The sequence below is a fragment of the Paraburkholderia sp. RL17-368-BIF-A genome (assembly GCF_046054045.1).
GTDB lineage: Bacteria > Pseudomonadota > Gammaproteobacteria > Burkholderiales > Burkholderiaceae > Paraburkholderia > Paraburkholderia graminis.
The window spans coordinates 450,632-470,481 of record NZ_JARESN010000001.1 but is presented as its reverse complement, the minus strand read 5'-3'; the positions used below and the strand labels follow the sequence as shown (position 1 = coordinate 470,481).

Annotated in this window: 20 protein-coding genes; 16 read left to right on the top strand and 4 right to left on the bottom strand. The window is 63.5% G+C overall.

Annotated elements, in window-relative coordinates; all coding sequences use genetic code 11:
- Window positions 1-62 precede the first annotated feature (62 nt).
- From P0D87_RS02070 to P0D87_RS02055, 4 genes are all read left to right on the top strand, one after another.
- Complete coding sequence (locus tag P0D87_RS02070; RefSeq protein WP_053857932.1) at window positions 63-329, top strand: hypothetical protein; 267 nt, start codon at window positions 63-65, stop codon at window positions 327-329.
- Window positions 330-455: 126 nt separating this feature from the next.
- Complete coding sequence (locus tag P0D87_RS02065; protein WP_053857933.1) at window positions 456-1,022, top strand: TetR/AcrR family transcriptional regulator; 567 nt, start codon at window positions 456-458, stop codon at window positions 1,020-1,022.
- Window positions 1,023-1,203: 181 nt separating this feature from the next.
- Window positions 1,204-1,629, top strand: a complete 426-nt coding sequence (locus P0D87_RS02060) for an organic hydroperoxide resistance protein (protein ID WP_408636713.1) — start codon at window positions 1,204-1,206, stop codon at window positions 1,627-1,629.
- 284 nt (window positions 1,630-1,913) lie between these two features.
- A complete protein-coding gene (locus P0D87_RS02055) occupies window positions 1,914-2,387 on the top strand; it encodes a VOC family protein (protein ID WP_053857934.1) in 474 nt (157 codons plus the stop codon).
- A gap of 65 nt (window positions 2,388-2,452) precedes the next feature.
- Here the strand turns inward: P0D87_RS02055 and P0D87_RS02050 are convergent, their stop codons facing one another.
- Window positions 2,453-3,460: a sulfonate ABC transporter substrate-binding protein gene (locus P0D87_RS02050; protein WP_029969261.1), complete on the bottom strand. Its 1,008-nt coding sequence runs from the start codon at window positions 3,458-3,460 to the stop codon at window positions 2,453-2,455.
- A 596-nt stretch (window positions 3,461-4,056) separates the two neighbouring features.
- On the opposite strand from P0D87_RS02050, the gene P0D87_RS02045 reads away from it, so the two are divergent.
- The 10 genes from P0D87_RS02045 to P0D87_RS02000 all read left to right on the top strand — a co-directional run bounded on the left by P0D87_RS02045 (window position 4,057) and on the right by P0D87_RS02000 (window position 16,174).
- Complete coding sequence (locus P0D87_RS02045) at window positions 4,057-5,433, top strand: 2-hydroxycarboxylate transporter family protein (protein ID WP_006051075.1); 1,377 nt, start codon at window positions 4,057-4,059, stop codon at window positions 5,431-5,433.
- Window positions 5,423-7,363: a sensor histidine kinase gene (locus P0D87_RS02040; protein ID WP_216649009.1), complete on the top strand. Its 1,941-nt coding sequence runs from the start codon at window positions 5,423-5,425 to the stop codon at window positions 7,361-7,363. The genes P0D87_RS02045 and P0D87_RS02040 overlap by 11 nt, the downstream gene beginning before the upstream one ends.
- A complete protein-coding gene (locus P0D87_RS02035) occupies window positions 7,353-8,738 on the top strand; it encodes a sigma-54-dependent transcriptional regulator (protein WP_053857935.1) in 1,386 nt (461 codons plus the stop codon). The genes P0D87_RS02040 and P0D87_RS02035 overlap by 11 nt, the downstream gene beginning before the upstream one ends.
- A 6-nt stretch (window positions 8,739-8,744) precedes the next feature.
- Window positions 8,745-9,125: a DUF3579 domain-containing protein gene (locus P0D87_RS02030; protein WP_171799828.1), complete on the top strand. Its 381-nt coding sequence runs from the start codon at window positions 8,745-8,747 to the stop codon at window positions 9,123-9,125.
- A gap of 396 nt (window positions 9,126-9,521) precedes the next feature.
- Window positions 9,522-9,869 carry a nitrite reductase small subunit NirD gene (gene nirD / locus P0D87_RS02025; RefSeq protein ID WP_006051071.1) on the top strand — a complete coding sequence of 116 codons (348 nt, stop codon included), beginning with the start codon at window positions 9,522-9,524 and terminating at the stop codon, window positions 9,867-9,869.
- A complete protein-coding gene (locus P0D87_RS02020) occupies window positions 9,866-11,155 on the top strand; it encodes an NAD(P)/FAD-dependent oxidoreductase (RefSeq protein ID WP_053857937.1) in 1,290 nt (429 codons plus the stop codon). The genes nirD and P0D87_RS02020 overlap by 4 nt, the downstream gene beginning before the upstream one ends.
- A gap of 13 nt (window positions 11,156-11,168) precedes the next feature.
- Window positions 11,169-14,000 (top strand): nitrate reductase, encoded by a 2,832-nt coding sequence (locus P0D87_RS02015; RefSeq protein ID WP_053857938.1) that lies wholly within the window; start codon window positions 11,169-11,171, stop codon window positions 13,998-14,000.
- 713 nt (window positions 14,001-14,713) lie between these two features.
- On the top strand, window positions 14,714-14,911 hold the full coding sequence (locus P0D87_RS02010) for a hypothetical protein (protein ID WP_006051067.1): 198 nt from the start codon (window positions 14,714-14,716) through the stop codon (window positions 14,909-14,911).
- A gap of 48 nt (window positions 14,912-14,959) precedes the next feature.
- Window positions 14,960-15,127, top strand: a complete 168-nt coding sequence (locus tag P0D87_RS02005; RefSeq protein WP_006051066.1) for a hypothetical protein — start codon at window positions 14,960-14,962, stop codon at window positions 15,125-15,127.
- Between the two features lie 132 nt (window positions 15,128-15,259).
- The gene (locus P0D87_RS02000; RefSeq protein WP_006051065.1) at window positions 15,260-16,174 is read left to right on the top strand and encodes a LysR family transcriptional regulator; all 915 of its coding nucleotides are present in this window, start codon (window positions 15,260-15,262) and stop codon (window positions 16,172-16,174) included.
- Between the two features lie 45 nt (window positions 16,175-16,219).
- Here P0D87_RS02000 and madM read toward each other — a convergent pair whose 3' ends face one another.
- From madM to P0D87_RS01985, 3 genes are all read right to left on the bottom strand, one after another.
- Complete coding sequence (gene madM / locus P0D87_RS01995) at window positions 16,220-16,987, bottom strand: malonate transporter subunit MadM (protein WP_006051064.1); 768 nt, start codon at window positions 16,985-16,987, stop codon at window positions 16,220-16,222.
- A 14-nt stretch (window positions 16,988-17,001) separates the two neighbouring features.
- Window positions 17,002-17,397, bottom strand: a complete 396-nt coding sequence (gene madL / locus P0D87_RS01990) for a malonate transporter subunit MadL (RefSeq protein ID WP_006051063.1) — start codon at window positions 17,395-17,397, stop codon at window positions 17,002-17,004.
- 257 nt (window positions 17,398-17,654) lie between these two features.
- Entirely contained in the window at window positions 17,655-18,482 is an 828-nt protein-coding gene (locus P0D87_RS01985) for an AraC family transcriptional regulator (RefSeq protein WP_053857940.1), read from the bottom strand.
- Between the two features lie 95 nt (window positions 18,483-18,577).
- Between P0D87_RS01985 and P0D87_RS01980 the strand changes: the two genes are divergently transcribed.
- The gene (locus P0D87_RS01980) at window positions 18,578-18,862 is read left to right on the top strand and encodes a hypothetical protein (RefSeq protein WP_053857941.1); all 285 of its coding nucleotides are present in this window, start codon (window positions 18,578-18,580) and stop codon (window positions 18,860-18,862) included.
- Entirely contained in the window at window positions 18,859-19,821 is a 963-nt protein-coding gene (locus P0D87_RS01975; protein WP_053857942.1) for a quinone oxidoreductase family protein, read from the top strand. The genes P0D87_RS01980 and P0D87_RS01975 overlap by 4 nt, the downstream gene beginning before the upstream one ends.
- Window positions 19,822-19,850 lie beyond the last annotated feature (29 nt).

Here is a 19,850-nt window from a genome sequence, read left to right as displayed (position 1 = left end):
CGCGGCACGGTCCATGCTGTGCTTCTAAAAAGCGGCAAGCGCCGTGAAACTGGGAGACAGACATGAGAACCTTCAAGGTTGCCGGCATCGCGTTGATCGTCTGCATGAGCAGCGTGGCTTACTCGCAACAAAGCGGTAACGCGCCGGCGAACAGCGGTACGCAAAACGGAAAACAGATTCAGCCAGGACAGGCCGGGCAGGCCGTGGATAAACCGGCGGACGTCGGCGCGCCAGGCAACAAGCCCGGCACGCTGATGGACAAGCGGGCGAATGCCATGTCGCCGGAAGGCGCGTCGGCGCCGCCGCGGACTGGCGAGGTCAAGCAGTAGCGCAGGGTAGAGCGCGGCGGCGGTCCCGTCGCCGTGTGACACCGTCCACCAATGCCAATCGGACAACTCTGTCCGCCGATTCAATCGTGCTTGACAATCTATCTTCAGGTAGATAGAGTTCGGTTCATGGACACGACGACTTCAGTGCGCGAACAGATTCTCGAGCACGCCATCACGCTTATCATGATGCGCGGCTATAACGGCTTTAGCTATCGGGACCTGTCGAGTCTGGTCGGCGTCAAGACGTCGAGCATTCATTACTATTTCCCGTCGAAAGACGACCTCGTTCTCGAAGCGGTGAACGCGTATAGCAGCGAAGTGTTCGACACGCTCAAGGGCATTGACGAATCGTTGCCCGCTGAGGCCAGGCTCGGCAAGTACACCAAGCTGTTCGGCCGCACGCTGGGCGACGGGCACCAGATCTGCCTGTGCGGCATGCTGGCGTCGGACATCGAAACATTGCCGGACAATATTCGGCAAGCGGTGCAGGCATTCTTCAAGGCGAACGAGAAGTGGCTCGCGAAGGTGCTCGCGGAAGGCTCGAAAGCGGGTACGCTCGCAGTGAACGGCAAGCCTGAGAACGCGGCGCGCGCTCTCTTTGCGGCGTTTCAAGGCAGTGTATTGGCGAGCCGGTTATTCAATACCAAGGCCCGGCTGGATGATGTCGAGGCGTCGGTAAGGATAGCTCGGTAAGACGTAAGGCGGGCATATCCGAAAGCGGCACGTCTGTCTTTTTTGCGGTGTGTTGTCTATCTTGTGATAGATAGACTTGAATGATGTAAGTGGTAGTTTTATAAAACCCGTTTGACTGTGCAATCGCATCTATCTGTACATAGATAGGCGACTTTAAACCTGTTCACTAAGGAGCTTCACCATGTCGGTCGAAAAAGTTCTGTATCGCGCTCATGCTCACGCTACCGGAGGCCGCGATGGCCGCGCCATCGTCCCCGAAGGCAAGCTCGACTTCAAGCTGACCACGCCGCGCGAACTCGGCGGCGCAGGCGGCGACGGCGCGAATCCCGAGCAACTGTTCGCGGCCGGCTACAGCGCGTGCTTCCTCGGTGCGATGAAATTCGTCGCCGCGCGCGACAAGATCGCGATTCCCGCGGATGTTTCGATCGACGGGAGCGTGGGTATCGGCGCAATTCTGAACGGTTTCGGCATCGAAGTCGAACTGAAGATCGCATTGCCCGGCATGCCGCGCGACGCCGCTCAGGCGCTCGTCGACAAGGCGCATATCGTTTGCCCGTATTCGAACGCAACGCGCGGCAACATCGACGTGACGCTGACGATCGTTTAATGCGTCGCTTCACGGCATGATCGCAAGCGGCGGCCAGGGCGAACCCCTTGCCGCCGCACAAAGATTGGTGCATGGCGATCATGCCGGATCGCTATCAACATCGCGCAGTGCTCCGCTGTCTATAATCGGCCGGATGCAACGGCGAAGGTGGCACGTCAAATCGAGGCCACGGCAGGCGAAAATTTTTTATTGCCGTCGTGTCGATTCGGATGATCCTCCTTCGTCGTTCTAATAGCGGCATGCGGCTCGGCCGCCATTTGACCGATCCTGACAGGAGACTCGCCATGACGATTCAGAAGATCACCCCGTTTCTCTGGTATTTGAACGAGGCCGAAGAGGCTGCGGCTTTCTACACGAGCATCTTTCCGGACTCGCGCGTGGTTCGCGTCACGGCCGTGCCGAGCGCCGGCTCGACGAAAGTCGTCGACTTCGTGCTATTCGGACAGCCGTTTCTCGCAATGAGTTCGAGCGGCAAAGACCCGTTCAATCACGCGGTATCGTTCCTGGTCAATTGCGCCGATCAGGCGGAAATCGACCGTTACTGGGACGCGTTTCTGGAAGGCGGCGGTGTGCCCGAGGCATGCGGCTGGCTGAAAGACCGCTTCGGCGTCTCATGGCAGATCGCGCCGAACGATGTGATCGGCATGATGGGCGACCCCGACGCGGAGAAGGCGCGGCGCGCCGCCGAGGCGATGATGAAAATGGTGAAGTTCGACGTCGCAGCGCTGCGGGCAGCGTACAACGGGACGGCGGGGTAGTCTCACACGTGCAGCGCGTCGCGCGCCACACATAATGCGCGCGCCGCACTTGCACCTTCAGTTCATCAGCTTGTTTTCCAGCGCGCGTCCACCACGCTCAGCTTGCCGGGAATCAGCTTCAGCGCGCTGAACGTGTCGGCGATCTGCTGCTGATAGGCGAGGGTTGCATCGGTGATCGGCTGTACGCCGTAGCCGGTGCGCTTGAGCGCGACTTCGAGCGTGGCCGCGTCGAGGCCCACGAGCGGCGACAGCAGGCTCGCCACTTCGGCCACGTTATCGCGTCCCCAACTGTCGACAGCGTTCACTTCCTCCAGCAGCGCATTCAGCAGGCGCGGTTGCGCCGTCGCGAACTTGCGCGCCGAGACGTAGTACTGCGTATTGCGCACGAGCCCGTCGCCGTTCGCGATGGTGCGCGCATTCGCCTGCCGTTCGATAGCGGCGAGGTACGGGTCCCAGATCACCCACGCGTGCACGCTGCCTTGCACGAACGCGGCGCGCGCGTCGGCGGGCGTCAGGTAGACCGGCTCGATGTCCGCGTACGTCAGTCCCGCCTGCTGCAGCGCCTTCACGAGCAGGAAGTGCACATTCGAGCCTTTGTTGAAGGCGACCTTCTTGCCGCGCAATTGCGCCACCGTGCGAATCGGCGAATCCTGCGGGACGACGATCGCTTCGCCACGCGGCGCGGGCGGCTCGTTGCCGATATAAACGAAGTCCACGCGGCCAGCCTGCGCAAAAATGGGTGGCGTTTCGCCGACCGTGCCGACATCGACGGCACCGGCATTCAATCCTTCGAGCAACTGCGGGCCGGCCGGAAATTCGAGCCACTGCACCGCGACGCCTTCGCTTGCCAGCCGCTTTTCCAGCGTGCCGCGCGCCTTCAGCACGACAAAGTTGCCGTACTTCTGATAACCGATGCGGATGCGCTTGCTGTCGCCTTGCGCCTGCGCGAAGCCGCCCGTGAACGGCGCGATCGGCGAGAGTACGCCGCCGAGCGCGGCGCCCGTCAAACCGGCTGCGGCGCCGTGCAGAAGGCGGCGCCTGCGTGTATCGATCGAATCTTTGCGTGTGGTCATCGGTCTTTGCTCTCTGCGTGAAAGATGCGGCGCACGGTGCGCGTTGAACTCGCGACGTTAAATCGACGCCCGCGCAAATCCAACCAATGTTTGCGCATATCGAAAGCACGCAATCGAAGATGGCCTTCGCGCCGCTCGCTCCTTTCGTCAGAGGATCGCGCTCATCCACACGCTCACGGCTGAACTCTCAGCCTGCCCACCGCGGCGAATTCTGAAGTCTCGGAACACGGGGCTTGCGGTGTCCGCTCACGTCACAAAAAAGCCCGCTAGATCAATGGCTTAAAACATATCCGCAATCAGGCCGCCATTGGCATAGGCCTTGCCTTATACCCCTACAAGAGCGCCCAGAGCGCAATCCACAAGACTCGAGATCCTCACGGAGACACTCATGACCCAGCCCAACTCTCATCGACCCGCGCGGCGCTAACCCGCGCGCATCGCTTCCCGCTTTCCACAATATTTTCCACGGATCGCCCGGGTTTTCCCCGAGCTTATCCAGCACCTGGCTCGAAGAGCCGCAGCCGGATGCGCCGACATCCGCATCGAAACGCGACGCCGCCATGCCACCGCGGCGCGCCAAAGCAAGGAGACATGTTTTGTCCACACCCGCCCATACCCAGGACGCTTCGCGTTCCACGCCCGCGCTCGAAGCCGCGCCGTTGTCCAACGAAAAGACCCGCTTCTGGCCAGAAGGCTGGTGGAAGCTGATGGAATACCGCATTGGCATCATCCCGCTGCCGGTCTATTTCATTCTTCTCGCGCTGATCGTCGGCTTTGCGGTGACGGGCAAAATGCCGGGCGAAATTTCGATGGCAATCGCCGTGCTCGCATTCTTCGGCTTCACCTGCGCGGAGCTTGGCAAGCGTCTGCCGCTTCTGCGCAACATCGGCGCGGCCGCAATCTGCGCGACGTTCGTGCCGTCGGCGCTCACGTACTACCACGTGCTGCCCAAGCCGATTCTTCATCTCACGACCGAGTTCACGAAGTCGACGAACTTCCTGTATCTCTTCATCGCGTCGATTATCGTCGGCAGCATTCTGAGCATGGACCGGCGCGTGCTGATCCGCGGCTTCGTGAAGATCTTCGTGCCGCTTGCGCTGGGTTCGCTGGCCGCGGCCATCGTCGGCATTGCGGTCGGCGCGGCATTCGGGCTCGGCGCGCGCCATACGCTTTTGTATATCGTCGTGCCGATCATGGCCGGCGGTGTCGGTGAAGGCGCTATTCCGCTGTCGATCGGCTATTCGGAAATCATGCACTTGCCGCAAGGCGAGTTGTTCGCGCAAGTGCTGCCGCCCGTCATGCTCGGCAGCCTCACCGCGATCGTTCTGTCGGGTGCGCTCGACATGCTCGGCAAGCGCTTTCCGCACCTCACCGGCGACGGACGTCTGCAAGTCGGCGAGACCGACGAAATGGCGCCCGCCGAAGAAGAAATCCGCGGCCATATCGACGTCACGCATATCGCGGCGGCCGGCATCACCGCGATCACGCTGTATCTGCTCGGCCTGATGTGCCGCAATCTGTTCGGCTTGCCCGCGCCGGTCGCGATGCTGTTTCTCGCCGTGCTCGTCAAGCTCGCGCGCGCCGTGTCGCCGCAATTGCAGGAAGGCGCGTTCGTCGTCTACAAGTTCTTCTCGACCGCGGTCACGTATCCGCTGCTGTTCGCCATCGGCGTCGCGATGACGCCGTGGGACAAGCTGATGGCCGCCTTCACCATCGCCAATATCGTGACGATCGTCGCGACCGTGGCGACGCTGATGGGCACCGGTTTTCTGGTTGCCCGCAAGCTTAAGATGTACCCTATCGACACCGCGATCGTGAACGCCTGTCACAGCGGGCAGGGCGGCACCGGCGACGTCGCGATCCTGACCGCGGCCAACCGCATGCAACTCATGCCGTTCGCGCAGATCGCCACGCGCATCGGCGGTGCGATCGTCGTCACGGTTACGCTGATCGCGGTCGCGCATGGTGTCTGACGCGTCGCGTTCCGGTGCGGCGCGCGGGTGGCGTCGTCGGGCATCGGGTATTCGCGAGGTCGAACATCAAGTGAGAATAAGAGGGATACCGCTGTGGGTGTGGGCGGTCGCGGCACTGCTGTATGCCGGCATGGCCGCGGCGGCAATCGAACTCGCGTGGAATCGCGCCATCGACGCGCTCGCCGAGGCCGGCGCGCATCAGCTCGACCTGTACGGCGCGAGCCTGAAAAGCGAACTAGGGCGCTTCGAGATGATGCCCGCGATCGTCGCGCGACAGGACAGCGTGCGTGCGTTGCTCAACGCCGGGCCGCACGCGTCCCCAGCGCTGGTGCAGGGCGTCAATACGTATCTCGAAGCGGTCAACCAGGAGGCGGGCAGCGTCGCGGTCGACGTGATCGATCTGCAAGGCTCGGTGATCGCCGCGAGCAACTGGAACCAGCCGCTGAGCTTCGTCGGGACTAACGTGTCGTACCGGCCTTACTTCAAGGATGCACTCGCGCGCGGCAACGGGCGCTTCTTCGGCATCGGCACCAATACCGGCATTCCGGGGCTTTACTTCGCGAGCGCCGTGCGGGACCGCGGCAAGGCGATCGGCGCGGCCGCGGTGAAGATCAGCGTCGACGAACTCGAGTCGGCGTGGCGCCGGCCGAATGAGGCGGCGATGGTCATCGACCACAACGGCGTGATCGTCATCTCGACTGTGGCGGCGTGGAAATTCACTGCGCTGCGGCCCATCACTTCGGAACAGCAGCGCGAGATTCAGGCGTCGCGGCAATACGCGGGCCGCCTCGTGGAGCCGCTTCAATATCGGCGCATCGGCGAGTGGGGCGCAAGTGCGTGGCTCGGCCGCTTTCCTGACCCGCGCCGCCCCGGTCACACCACGCGTTATCTCGCGATGTCGCGGCCCGCGCCACAGGCGGGCGACTCGATCATGGTGCTGCTCGACGTCGCGGGCGCGCGGCGTCAGCAGGAGCTTGCGCTCGGCTTCGTGACGGGCGGCTTTCTGATCGCCGGCCTCTATGCGCTTTACGCGGTGCAGCGCCGTCGCACGATTGCGGAGAAGCTGAAAGCGCAGGACGCATTGCGCCGCGCCAACGACGAACTCGAGGCGACCGTCGCGCAACGTACCGCGGCGCTCACGCAAACGAACGAACGGATGCAGCAGGAGATCGCCGAGCGCAAACGGACTGAAGAGCGCTTGCGCGAGTCACAGCAGGAAGTCGTGCATGCGGGCAAGCTCGCGGTGCTCGGCCAGATGGCTGCGGGTCTCACGCACGAGCTGAGTCAGCCGCTCGTCGCGATCCGCACGCTGTGCGATAACGCGCGCACGTTTTTCGAACGCGATCAGCCGGCGCACGCGATCACGAATCTTGAGCGCGTGTCGCGTCTCGTCGACAACATGGCCACGCTCACCGGCGAATTGAAAGCGTTTGCGCGCAAGCCGGTTGTCGAGCGCGTGGCCGTGTCGCTCAACGAAGCCGTGGCGCACGCGCGGCTTATCTACGATGCGCGAATCCGCGACGAGGCCGTGCAAGTCGACGTGCGAATCGCGCCGGGCACGCTGGTATGTGCGGAGGCGAGCCAGTTGCAACAGGTGATCGTCAATCTGCTCGGCAATGCGCTCGACGCGGTTCGCGAACAGGAGCAGCGCGTGATTACGCTCGAAGCAACCGATTCCGCCGACAATAGCCGCGTGCTGTTCTCGATTGCCGACAGCGGCACCGGCATCGCGCCCGAAGTGCTCGAGCATCTGTTCGAGCCGTTCGTCACGACCAAGCCGCGAGGCCACGGCCTCGGGCTTGGGCTTGCGATTACCTCGCGTATCGTCGAAGCATTCGGCGCGAAAATTTCCGCTGCCAATCGCGATGAAGGCGGCGCGCGCTTCAATATCGAGTTTGCGTCAGCGAAGGGAGTTGTCGATGGGAGATGAAATTCGCGTTCTCGTGGTAGAGGACGACGAGAACGTGCGCTTCGGTGTCCAGCAGGCCGTCGAGCTCGCGGGCCTGCCCGTGTCCGCTTACGCGGGCGCGGCCGATGCGCTCGCCGAAGTCGCGCCGGGCGCGCCGCTCGTGATCGTGTCCGACGTGAGAATGCCGGGCATCGACGGCTTGCAGTTGCTCGACAAGGTCATGGCGATCGACCCGCAAATCCCGGTCGTTCTGATCAGCGGACACGCGGATATTTCCACCGCCGTCGGCGCGATGCAGGTGGGCGCGTACGACTTCATCGAAAAGCCGTTCTCGTCGGACCATATTGCGCGGCGCGTGGCGCGTGCCGTCGAAAAGCGCCGCCTCACGCTCGAAGTACAAGGCTTGCGCGCCGCGCTCGACAACTGGCAGGGTATCGAAGCGCTCGTGCTCGGCAAGTCGCCCGCCATCGCCGAGGTGCGCAAGAAGATCCTGCGTCTCGCGGATACGTCGGTGTCGGTGCTCATCACCGGCGAGACCGGCACGGGCAAGGAACTGATCGCCCGCAGCCTGCACGAGTTCGGCGCGCGACGCGACAAGCATTTTGTCGCGCTGAACTGCGGCGGCTTGCCGGAACAGATTTTCGAAAGCGAGCTGTTCGGTCATGAAGCGGGCGCCTTCACCGGTGCGATCAAAAAGCGCATCGGCAAAATCGAATGGGCGCATGGCGGCACGCTTTTTCTCGACGAAATCGAAACCATGCCGGTGTCGTTGCAGATCAAGATGCTGCGCGTGCTGCAGGAACGCACCGTCGAGCGTCTCGGCGCGAACGAGCCGATAGCGGTGGATTGCCGGATCGTTGCGGCGTCCAAGGCCGACCTCATGCAGCTTTCCACCGAGGGCCAGTTTCGCGCGGACCTGCTGTATCGCCTGAACGTCGCGCAGATCGAATTGCCGCCGTTGCGCGAACGGCGCGAGGACGTGCCCTTGCTGTTCGAGCATTTCGTGCTCGCGGCCGCGCGCCGTTTCGGGCAGCCCGCGCCGATCGTATCGGCGTCGCAGCTTTCCGAACTGATGACGCATTCGTGGCGCGGCAACGTGCGCGAGTTGCAGAACGTCGCCGACCGCTTCGTGCTCGGACTAACCGGCGATAGTCTGCTGACCCCTGGCGGCAACGCAAGCAAGGGCGGCACGCTCGGCGAACAGCTTGCGTACTTCGAGCGCATGCTGATTGAAGACATGCTGCGGCGTCACAACGGCAACGTCGCGGAAGCCAGCGTCGAGCTCGGCATGCCGAAAAAGACGCTGTATCACAAGCTCCGGCAACTCAAGATCGCCGCTCGCGATGTGCCGGGCGACGAGAGCGACGTCGACCGGTCGTCATCGGGAGGCGAGTAGACCCGCATGGACCGTCTACCTCTGACTACACAAGAGCCGATTGAAGGGGCGATTCAGGGCTATCTGATCAAGGGCATCACGCATTCGCAGAAGACCTTTCGGCCAGGCGACTGGCCCGAGCGTCTTGCCGGCGTCATCACGCTTTTCGTCGGCGAAAAGCGGCCGGGCATTCATATCGCGTGCACGCGTCTCGCGATGCCTGTGATCGACGCCGGGATCAAATGCTTTTTCGTTTCCGACGAACTGCGCGCAGTCTGTGCCGACGCATTCGACTTCGCGATGCGCTTCGCGAAAGACAATGATCTACCGGTCGATGTGCGTCGCGCACAGAGGCTCGCTTCGCCGGACGCCCTTGCGTCCGAGGCTTCGACAGCGCCGCGTTGCTGACCCGGAGCGTGGCCCCATCGGCCAGGCAGCGTTGCACGCCGAAGGTGCTGCGCCGCACCATCATCGCGCGTTCATGCATCGGAATGCGCCAGCCCACGGCTCCTCGCGCGCGCTCCGATTCCTGCCACAAGCCCACCGCGCGGGGCCTTCGCGGCGTTCCCGTCTAATGGCATGAGCCTTGCATTTAACGTGGCTGCGGATCAAAGGCGATCCGGCTCATCTGCAGCACGCACTCTGTTTTAGATCACTGGTTTTGGACAACGGCGTCCCCCGAATACAGTCGCACTGGCGATTGCATCCGCGGGACGCTTTTTTATTGCCGGACACATCATGCCGCGTACCGCATCGCAAATGAAGGAAGCCTTTGTCATGAACGTTGCCGAGAGGAACTCCGCCATGAGTCACGACCGCTTGCCGCAAACCTGGACGCCTGTTTGCACGCTCGACGACATCGTTCCGAATACGGGCGTCTGCGCGCTCGTCAACGGCGGACAGGTCGCCGTATTTCACGTCGCGGACGGTGAGGGCGGCGTGTACGCCATCGACAACTTCGATCCGGGTTCGCGCGCGGCCGTGCTGTCGCGCGGGCTGATCGGCAGCCTCGGCGAGCGCATCGTCGTGGCCTCGCCGATCTACAAGCATCACTTCGATCTGCGCACCGGCGAGTGCCTCGAAGCGCCCGAGAATTCGGTCAGCGCGTATCCGGTGCGGGTGGAAAGCGGCAAGGTGTGGGTCGCGGCATGAGACACGAGATCGACGCACAGTTGTCGGGAGGCGCCTCGCACGCGTCACACGCCTCCCACGCCGCGCCCGCGCGCCCGCGGCTCGTGGTGATCGGCAACGGCATGGCCGGCATGCGCACCGTCGAAGAGTTGCTGAAGCTCGCGCCGGATCTGTACGACATCACCGTGTTCGGCGCCGAGCCGTACGGCAACTACAACCGCATTCTGCTGTCGCCGGTGCTCGCGGGCGAAAAGACGGTCGACGACATCATCCTCAATACGCGCGACTGGTATGACGAGAACGGCATTCGCCTCTATGCGGGCGACCCGGTGATCGCGATCGACCGCAGGCGCCGCGTCGTGCGTTCGCAAGGCGGCGTGGAAGTCGGCTATGACCGTCTGCTGATCGCGACGGGATCGAAGCCTTTCCTGATTCCGGTGCCGGGCCACGATCTGCCTGGTGTGATCGCGTTTCGTGACATTCAGGATGTCGAAACAATGCTCGAGGCGGCGCGCAATCATCGGCATGCCGTGGTGATCGGCGGCGGATTGCTCGGGCTCGAGGCCGCCAACGGACTCATGCGCCAGGGCATGTCGGTAACCGTCGTGCATGTGATGGACAGCCTGATGGAGCGCCAGCTCGACCGCAGCGCGTCGGTCCTGCTGCAACAGGCGCTCGAGCGCAAGGGCCTGCGTTTCCTGCTGAAGGCGAACACCGCGGAGATCGTCGGACCGGATCGTGTGAGCGCCGTGCGTTTCGCCGACGGCACGCAGATTCCCGCAGACCTCGTCGTGATGACGGCCGGCGTGCGCCCGAACATCGACCTCGCGAAACAGGCGGGGCTGCATTGCGAGCGCGCGATTGTCGTCGACGATACGTTGCAGACCTACGATCCGCGCGTCTACGCAGTCGGCGAATGCGTGCAGCACCGCACGGCGACCTTCGGCCTCGTTGCGCCGATCTGGGACCAGGCGCGCGTGTGCGGCGCGCATCTCGCGGGCGCGGGGCATCGCCGCTACGTGCAGCGCGCGACTGCAACGAAGCTCAAGGTCACCGGCGTCGAACTGTATTCGGCCGGCGACTTCATCGGCGGCCCGGACAGCGAAGACCTCGTGCTGCGCGATCCGCGGCGCGGTGTCTACAAGCGCCTCGTGATCGAAGAGAACCGCGTGATCGGCGCCGTGCTGTATGGCGACGTCAACGAAGGCGCGTGGTACTTCGAGCTGATCCAGAACCGGACCGACATTTCCTCGCTGCGCAGCCAGTTGCTGTTCGGCAAAGCCCTCTGCGAGACGCAGGCAGCCTGACCTGGAACACACCGTGAGTTTTCCCATCGCTATTTCGAGCACGTCCGGCAGCGGCGATGCTGTCAGAACCACCTGTCCGTATTGCGGCGTCGGTTGCGGCGTGCGCGCGCGAGCGCGCCCCGACGGCGGCCATGACATTGCCGGCGACGAACAGCATCCCGCGAACTTTGGACGCCTGTGCGTGAAAGGCTCGGCGCTCGGCGAAACGATCGGGCTCGACGGACGGCTGCTTCATCCGAAGATGCGCGAGCGCGCGAGCGGCGCGTTGCGCGATGTTTCGTGGGACGAAGCAATCGATGCGGTCGCGGACGGCTTTCGCCGGATCGTCGACGAACACGGGCCGGATGCGGTCGCGCTCTACGTATCGGGCCAGTTGCTGACCGAGGACTACTACGTCGCGAACAAGCTGATGAAAGGCTACGTCGGCAGCGCGAACATCGATACGAATTCGCGGCTCTGCATGTCGTCTTCCGTTGCGGGACACAAGCGGGCTTTCGGCGAAGACGTGGTGCCGGTGTGCTACGAAGATCTCGAACTCGCCGATCTCGTCGTGCTGGTTGGTTCGAACACGGCGTGGTGTCATCCGATCCTGTTCCAGCGGATCGTCAAGATCAAGGAAGCGCGGCCCGACATGAAAGTCGTTGTGATCGATCCGCGCTATACCGCGACGTGCGAGATGGCCGATCTGCATCTGCCGTTGAGCGCAGGCAGCGACGTGCGGCTTTTCAACGGGCTGCTCAGTTTTCTCGCGGAACATGGTGCGATCGACGCGCAGTTTGTCGATGCGCATACCAACGGTTTTGCGCAGGCACTGGCCGCTGCTTCTGAGGGTGAAGTATCGGGCACGACAGCGGCCTTCGATCTCGCCCAATGCGCGAAGGCGTGCAAGGTCGATCCGCACGATCTGCTCGAGTTTTACCGCCTGTTCGCGCGCACCGAGCGTGTGGTGACGGTCTATTCGCAAGGCGTCAATCAGTCGAGCGCGGGCACCGACAAGGTCAACAGCATCATCAATTGCCATTTGCTGACGGGACGCATCGGCAAGCCGGGAATGGGGCCGTTCTCGTTCACCGGACAGCCGAATGCGATGGGCGGGCGCGAGGTCGGCGGTCTCGCGAACACGCTCGCCGCGCATCTCGAACTCGACGACGCGATGCATCGCGAACTCGTTCAGCAATTCTGGGGCGCGCCGGTTATTGCATCGCGCGCGGGGCTCAAAGCCGTCGAGCTGTTCGAGGCGATCGAGGAAGGACGCGTCAAGGCCGTGTGGATCATGGGCACGAATCCGGTCGTGAGCCTGCCCGACAGCGATCAGGCGAAGCGCGCGCTCGCGCGCTGCGAACTCGTGGTCAGCTCCGACATTGTCGAGCGCACGGACACCAATGCGTTCGCTCATGTGCTGTTGCCGGCGCTCGGCTGGGGCGAGAAGGACGGCACCGTCACGAATTCGGAGCGCAGGATTTCGCGTCAGCGCGCGTTCTTGCCCGCGCCGGGCGAGGCGCGCGCGGACTGGCAAATCATCTGCGATGTGGCAAAGCGCATGGGCTATGCGGGCTTCGAATTCGCGAGCCAGCAGGAGATCTTCGACGAGCATGCGCGGTTGAGTGCATGGCGCAACGGCGAGAGCGAAAGCCAATCGCATAGCCAACACGGCGACAGCGTGCGTCGCGCGTTCAATCTGGCGGGGCTGGTGGGCCTCGGCAGCGACGGCTACTCATCGTTGCAGCCTGTTCAATGGCCCGTACGCGCCAATAACAACATGGCCAGCGACACGGCCGGCGACACGACCGCACCCGGCACCGCGCGTCTTTTCGACGATCGCCGTTTTAGCCATGCGGACGGCCGCGCGCGTTTCATCGCCACGCCGCCGCGCGCGCCCGCGAATGCGCCCGATGACGACTATCCGCTGACGCTCAACACGGGCCGCGTGCGCGACCAGTGGCACACGATGACCCGCACGGGCAGGTCCGAAAAACTCGCGGGCCATGTGACCGAGGCGTTCGTCGACATGCATCCACAGGATGCGTTGTTGTGCGGCGTGCGCGAAGGCGACCTCGCGCGAGTGTCGAGCCGTTGGGGCGCGATGGTCGCACGCGTGCAATACGGCGGCGGCATGCCGCGCGGCAGCGTGTTCGTGCCGATTCACTGGAACGATCAGGTGGCGTCCGACGCGCGCGTGGGGGCCGTGGTGAATCCGTCGGTCGATCCGGTTTCCGGCGAGCCCGAGTTCAAGCACACGCCTGTGCGCGTCGACAAGTTTCATGTCGCGTGGCATGGCTTTTCGCTGAGCCGCCGCGCGCCGGTTCTCGACGGCGTCACGTACTGGACGCGCGTGCAGGGCACGCAGTTCGTGCGCTATGAACTGGCCGGCCGCAATCCGCCAGGAGAAGAGGGCGATCGCGGCGCGTGGGCGCGGGCGCTGTTCGGTGTCGACGATGCGCACGCCGATTGGCTCGAATACGAGGATCGCGCGGCAGGCGTTTATCGCGCGGTGCATGTCGTCGACGATCGCATCGAGAACTGCGTGTTTCTCTCGGCGCGCCCGGACCTGCCTGCGCGCGAATGGCTCGCGAGCCTCTTTGCAAAGGGCAAGCTCGACGACGCGGACCGCATCGGCGTGCTCTCCGGCCAGTCGATCGGCAAGGGCGCCGATACGGGGCCGACCATCTGTTCGTGCTTCGGCGTCGGGCGCAATACGATATGCACGGCGATACGCGAGCACGGCCTGAAAAGCGCCGCCGACATCACCGCGTGTCTGAAGGCGGGCGGCAACTGCGGCTCGTGCGTGCCGGAGTTGAAGAAGCTCCTGGTCGATACGGAGCTGGCGCGGCTTAATGCGGCTTGAGTGCTTGAGTGTTCGGGCGCGCCTAACGAGGAACCTCTTCTGCGATGCTGAAAAAACTGCAAACGATGCTGCGCGCGATCGACTCGGCCCGCGGATTCAACGACGAGCACGACGCCGGCATCGGGATGTCGTCGGTGCAAAACGAAGGCGGCCTGCAACAACGGCACGCGGCCAATCCTCGTCCGGCGCGCTTGCGCGGCCCGTGGCGTGCCGCACGTTCGCGTCGGCCGAGGATCGTGCCGCGATAACGGATAGTGGTCGCGCGCGCGTCACGCGCGGCTATTAACTCGCCATAGCGGCGTTAAAAATTCGCGTAATTCGAATGCGGCGATTTAATTCGCGATTCGCGAAATGCACGATAGCTGATAACCCGTTTTAAGAACTTTTAATGAAAGCGGGCGATTAAAAATAAAATAGCCGTTTTTCAGCCTCAAAGGTTCATTTGCCCGGTCGCCCTATCCCGATCCACCGCGTGCCCGCCTGGTCGCCGATTGCATATCATATGTTTAAACCATCGCTATCGGCCCCCACACGCCGATCCATTTATTCATGCGGCGGAATTGCATCATTTCAGTTTACAATTATTTCCCCGGCGCATCGCTGCCGCAAACAATATAAAGCGGAAAGACTTCCCGCCATTTTATCTTTTCAGATACAACGGCCGGTAATTGATTCTTCCGTCTGCATTAATAGAACATTGGAGAGAGACAACTATGCTAAGCCCCAAGGAGTTTGCCACCCTCATGTTGGTCAAGGCTGCTCCGGATCAGATCGATATGTGTCGCGAAGAACTCGACACGCTGCTTGAACGGCAACTCGTCGCACTCGAAGACCTCGCTTCCGGACACCAGCGCCTGCATGTCACTTGTGCAGGTCATTCCATGCTCAACGCGGTGGCGCGCAAACGCTAGGCGGCGAACCTCTCATCGTTGCATCGAAATATTGACGAGAAAGTAGTCATGGACGAACAACTGGTAAGCATCGTAATGGGCTGCGCGGTGCTCGCGATAGGCATCATCTTCGCGGTCGGCCACTATCGGCGGGAGCATCGCCGCGCACAATTGCTGCGCCAACTCGACCACGCGCCCGTGTGGAACTGGTTGCGGCATCATCAGCATCGCCACTGACAGCGCGGCCGGCTCCGACGTGATGTATGCACGCACGCGCCGCAAGCTCGCCGGCGCGTGAGGGATTAACGCTATTTGCAGCAGGCGCGCACGAGCCGATAATGGACGGTTCCGACCGTTCCATAGCTCGACATGCGCGACCGAATCGACGACGAAATCACCTTTCGTAAACTGGAAGTGCTGCTCGCCTTCATGCAGACCGGCAGTCTCGCGAAGGCGGCCGAAGCGCTGAACGTGAGCACGGTCAGCGTGCATCGCGCGTTGCATTCGCTCGAACAGGGCGTGCGCTGCGCGCTGTTTCGCCACGAAGGCCGCAATCTCAGATCGACCGATGCGGCGCAAATGCTCGCCGACGTCGCGCAGGAAGTCATCACGCTGATGTCCGACGGCATTCGTGCGACGCGCGAAGCGGCGGGCTATTCATCGGACCGGTTGAAGATCGGCTCGCTCTATTCGCTGACCATCAGGACGGTGCCGGGCATCGTCGTCGACATCAAGGTGCGGCGGCCCGCGCTTCAGGTCGAACTCGTGCTCGGCCCGAATGCCGAACTGATCGAGAAGCTCAAGCAGGGCGCCATCGACGCCGCGCTGATGGCCTTGCCCGACGCCGAGCCCGAGATCGAATCCATTCCGCTTTTCGAAGACGACATTTTCTTTGCCGCGCCCGCCAACTCGCCGTATGCCAATCTCGAAGCGGTCGATCTGCGCGACTGCCGTGACGAAACTTTCGTTTCGCTCGGCGAGGGCTTTGCGACCTATCACGGCTTTCAGGAAGCGTTTCGCGTCGCGGAGTTCACGCCCAACGTGACCATGCGAGTCGGCGACATTTTCTCGCTGATGAACCTCGTGAGCGGCGGCGTCGGCTATACGCTGTTGCCGGGCCGCGTGCGTGACGTGTTCGGCGACAAGGTGCAGCTCATCGCGCTCAAACCGCCATACCGGATGCGCCAGACCATCGGCGTGAGTTTTTTGCGGGCGCGCGAGCGCGATCCGAATCTGCTCGCGCTGATGGCCGTGTGCCGTCTTCGTACGCGAAACGAAGGCTAAACGAAGGCTGACACATAAACCAGGGCTGCGCATTTGCGTCGCCGCTCAGCCGCCGACCAGCGCGCGCGTCGCGAAGAACAGCAGCGACGGTCCGAGCAGGCAGCCCACGCCTGTATGAAACGTGGCGATCAGCGCACCGTAAGGCACGAGCCGCCGATCGGTCGCCGCGAGTCCCGCGCTCACGCCGCTGACCGTGCCCGCGAGGCCGCCGAAAATCATCGCCGAGCGCGGCGTCTTGAGACCCATGAAGTTGGCCGCGAGCGGCGTGCCGATCATCACGATGATCGCCTTGATGAGACCCGTTGCAATGCTGAGCGCGATCACGTCGGAGCTCGCGCCGATCGCCGCGCCCGTCACCGGTCCGACGATGTACGTGACCGCGCCGGCGCCGATGGTCGTCATGCTGACCGCATCGGTATAGCCGAACGCATGCGCGACGCTTGCGCCCACGATAAACGGCAGCACCGTGCCGAGCAGCAGCGACAGCACGCCGATGAGCCCGGCCTTGCGCGCTTCGGTGGCCTGCACTTCGAAGGCGGTCGCGACGATCGCGAAGTCACGCAGCATCGCGCCGCCCATCAAGCCGACGCCCGCGAACAGCGGCAAATCGGCGAGACCTTTCTGACCCGCGGTGAACGCGCCGCCGAAATACGCGAGCACGAGGCCGATCACGATGGCGATCGCCGAGCCGTGCACGCGCCCGAACGTGAGCTTGCGCGAAATCATCGACGACACCCACATGATGAGTCCCACGAGCGCGAACGCAGTGACGAGGCCGTTTTGTATCAGTACTTTGTCGATCATATGGATCATGGCTGGCTCCTGCGTCAGATCTCTTCGGGTTGCGGGCTGCTGATGAACGAGGTGCTGTCGCGTCCGGTGCGCGAGAGCACCGCGATGCACACGGCGCACACAGCCACCGCGCCCAACGCGGAAAGCAGCGCGACCGGTCCGCCCTTGAGCGCGGCGACCACGTTCTGATTGGCCGCCATCGCCACGACGACGGGGATGTACATCGCGCCCCAGAAGCCGACGCCGGCCTCGGTTTCTTTCGGCAGCAGTCCTTTGCCGTGCAGATAGAGTCGCAGGAAAATCAGCAGCAGCATCGCGATGCCGACACCGCCGACGTTGGTCTTGACGCCGATCGCGACCCCGAGCAGATCGCCGAGAAAGAGTCCCGCAAGGTGGCAGAAAGCGAGCAGCGCCGTTCCGTAGATGATCATCTGTTGTCTCCTGTCGACCGCGGTCGACTCTCTTGCTTTAGTGTCTTACCCGCGTTTTGTGCAAGGGCTGCTAACGGGTGGGGTTGACCGCTTACGAGCCAGCATTGCGTGCACAACGCGGCTCTTTAGGGCATGGCCGAGTCTATGGGACACAGAGACCCGGTTTCAATCACCTTCGGCAAGCATTTGTTATCGCGAGGCTAACGATTCGCGGCAAGAAGCGGTGAAAGCAGCGTGGGGCGGGGACGTGGCGCGGTTTAGGGGTTTTCCCTCGCGCGAGACGCGGCGCAGCCCGGTTCTTGATTTGACGTCGCCGCCGCCGCATAGCGCCCCGGCGTGGTCCCGGTCGCGCGCCTGAACATGTCGATAAACGCGCTCACGTTTTCATAGCCGAGTTCGAGCGCGATGGTCGTCACGCTGACGCCCTCGGCGACGAGTTCCAGCGCGCGAAGCAGGCGCGCCTGCGCGCGCCACTGCGCAAAGCTGAGTCCCGTCTCGGCGACGAAGCGCCGGCTCAGCGTGCGCGGCGACAGTCCCGCCCACTCGGCCCATTCCTCGAGACGTCGCGAGTCGGAAAGATCGGCGGCCAGCGCGTCGGTGATGCGCATCAGCCGCGGGTCTTCCGGGCTCGGCAAATTCAGCGACTCGGCCTTCGACGCCGCCAGTTCATCCATGATGACTTCGGCAACCCGCGCCTGCTGCGCATCGAGCAATGCGCCAGTCCAGCTCGCCGCGCGGCGCACGGCCGCGCGCAGCAAAGGCGTCGTGCGGATCGCCCGCGGTTGCGCGGGCAACCCGGCACACCGCTCCTCTGCAATGAACACGCTCCAGCCGGAAAACGGACCATGCGAGCGCATCGAATGCTCGCAATACGGCGGCACCCATATGGCGTAAATGGCGGGCGCGACCCATTGCTGCCGGCCCACGCCGACCGACGCGAGGCCGCTCAACGCGCCCATCAACTGCCCGCGTGCATGCGCGTGCGGGGCCACTTCGCGCGACGCCCGTTGCGTGAGTTCTCCCGCCATCAGAAAGGGCACGTCAGGCGCTGTGAGCAGTTCTGGACGAATCAGCGGAATAGTCATGGCTCGAAATCCGTATCGAATGGCATTTATACCTGAGACGACCCGGCACTGCATCTCTAGACTGAACTCACTACCACTTCGAGGAGTTCATCACGATGCGAGCCGAACAGATTCTTCCCGACCATGCCGATTCCGTCGATGTCGGCGGCGTGACGATTCGCAAGGGCACGATCGCGGCCTTTTTTGCGAATGCGCGTGTGTGGACCGATCCCGGCGCAAGCGAGACCGCACGCGGCCAGGCCGCCGCCGATATCCGCGAGGCGCTGCCGGCGTTGCGCGCGTCCGGCCTGTTCGACTTCGTGATGATTCGCGATCCACAGTTGCGCGAGTGGATCGATAGCGGGGCACCGACTCATTCGGCTACCGAGGCGCGGTCATGAAAGCAGCGGTCGTCATGCAAGCCGGTCAGATGCCGGTGTATTCCGACATCGACGAGCCCGCGCCCGCGGAAGGTCACGCGATAATCGACGTGGAGGCTTCGGCGCTCAGTCACATCACGCGCGGCAGGGCGTCCGGCACGCACTATTCGTCATCGGCGCGTCTGCCGTTCGTCGCGGGCATCGACGGTGTGGGCCGCCGCCGCGAGGACGGCAAGCGCGTGTATTTCTTCGCGCCGAAGCAGCCGTCAGGCGGCCTCGCCGAGCGAACCGTCGTCGCGCAAAGCCAGTGCATCGAGATCCCCGAGACGCTCGATCCCGTCATCGCCGCGGCGATGGCGATTCCCGGCATGTCGTCGTGGGCAGCGCTCACCGAACGCGCGCACTTCGCTCGCGGCGAGACCGTGTTGATCAACGGCGCGACGGGCGCGTCGGGACGGCTGGCTGTGCAGATCGCCAAACATCTCGGGGCCGCGAAGGTGATCGCAACAGGGCGGCATCCGCAGACGCTCAGCACGCTTGCATCCGTGGGCGCGGATTACGTGCTTTCGCTCGATCAGGAAGAGTCCGCATTGCAGCGCGCGCTTGAGCCTCACTTTCATGACGGCGTCGACGTGGTGCTCGATTATCTGTGGGGCGCCAGCGCGCTCACGCTGCTGACGGGCGCGGCGCGGTCGCTTCCGGGTGGTTATCCGATGCGCTTCGTGCAGATCGGCTCGGTTGGCGGCGCAACCATCTCGCTGCCGGGCGCGGCGCTGCGTGCATCGGCGATTATGTTGATGGGCAGCGGAATTGGCAGCATTCCTCTCGAGCGGCTGTTCAACGCGACGCGCGAGGTGTTGCATGCCGCGATTCCATCCCGCTTCGAGATCGCCACGCAGGCCGTTCCTCTGGCCGAACTTGCGACGCACTGGAACGAAAGCGGCAGCCGCTTGCGCACCGTCTTCACGATGCAAGGCTAACCGGCGGCTGCGGCTGCGGTTGCGCTGCG

What these genes read in the sequence shown, in the direction of transcription:
- P0D87_RS02070 (WP_053857932.1), top strand. Translation starts at nt 63, where the DNA reads ATGAGAACCTTCAAGGTTGCCGGCATCGCGTTGATCGTCTGCATGAGC.
- P0D87_RS02065 (WP_053857933.1), top strand. Translation starts at nt 456, where the DNA reads ATGGACACGACGACTTCAGTGCGCGAACAGATTCTCGAGCACGCCATC.
- P0D87_RS02060 (WP_408636713.1), top strand. Translation starts at nt 1,204, where the DNA reads ATGTCGGTCGAAAAAGTTCTGTATCGCGCTCATGCTCACGCTACCGGA.
- P0D87_RS02055 (WP_053857934.1), top strand. Translation starts at nt 1,914, where the DNA reads ATGACGATTCAGAAGATCACCCCGTTTCTCTGGTATTTGAACGAGGCC.
- P0D87_RS02050 (WP_029969261.1), bottom strand. Translation starts at nt 3,460, where the DNA reads ATGACCACACGCAAAGATTCGATCGATACACGCAGGCGCCGCCTTCTG.
- P0D87_RS02040 (WP_216649009.1), top strand. Translation starts at nt 5,423, where the DNA reads ATGGTGTCTGACGCGTCGCGTTCCGGTGCGGCGCGCGGGTGGCGTCGT.
- P0D87_RS02035 (WP_053857935.1), top strand. Translation starts at nt 7,353, where the DNA reads ATGGGAGATGAAATTCGCGTTCTCGTGGTAGAGGACGACGAGAACGTG.
- P0D87_RS02030 (WP_171799828.1), top strand. Translation starts at nt 8,745, where the DNA reads ATGGACCGTCTACCTCTGACTACACAAGAGCCGATTGAAGGGGCGATT.
- nirD (WP_006051071.1), top strand. Translation starts at nt 9,522, where the DNA reads ATGAGTCACGACCGCTTGCCGCAAACCTGGACGCCTGTTTGCACGCTC.
- P0D87_RS02020 (WP_053857937.1), top strand. Translation starts at nt 9,866, where the DNA reads ATGAGACACGAGATCGACGCACAGTTGTCGGGAGGCGCCTCGCACGCG.
- P0D87_RS02010 (WP_006051067.1), top strand. Translation starts at nt 14,714, where the DNA reads ATGCTAAGCCCCAAGGAGTTTGCCACCCTCATGTTGGTCAAGGCTGCT.
- P0D87_RS02005 (WP_006051066.1), top strand. Translation starts at nt 14,960, where the DNA reads ATGGACGAACAACTGGTAAGCATCGTAATGGGCTGCGCGGTGCTCGCG.
- P0D87_RS02000 (WP_006051065.1), top strand. Translation starts at nt 15,260, where the DNA reads ATGCGCGACCGAATCGACGACGAAATCACCTTTCGTAAACTGGAAGTG.
- madM (WP_006051064.1), bottom strand. Translation starts at nt 16,987, where the DNA reads ATGATCCATATGATCGACAAAGTACTGATACAAAACGGCCTCGTCACT.
- madL (WP_006051063.1), bottom strand. Translation starts at nt 17,397, where the DNA reads ATGATCATCTACGGAACGGCGCTGCTCGCTTTCTGCCACCTTGCGGGA.
- P0D87_RS01985 (WP_053857940.1), bottom strand. Translation starts at nt 18,482, where the DNA reads ATGACTATTCCGCTGATTCGTCCAGAACTGCTCACAGCGCCTGACGTG.
- P0D87_RS01980 (WP_053857941.1), top strand. Translation starts at nt 18,578, where the DNA reads ATGCGAGCCGAACAGATTCTTCCCGACCATGCCGATTCCGTCGATGTC.
- P0D87_RS01975 (WP_053857942.1), top strand. Translation starts at nt 18,859, where the DNA reads ATGAAAGCAGCGGTCGTCATGCAAGCCGGTCAGATGCCGGTGTATTCC.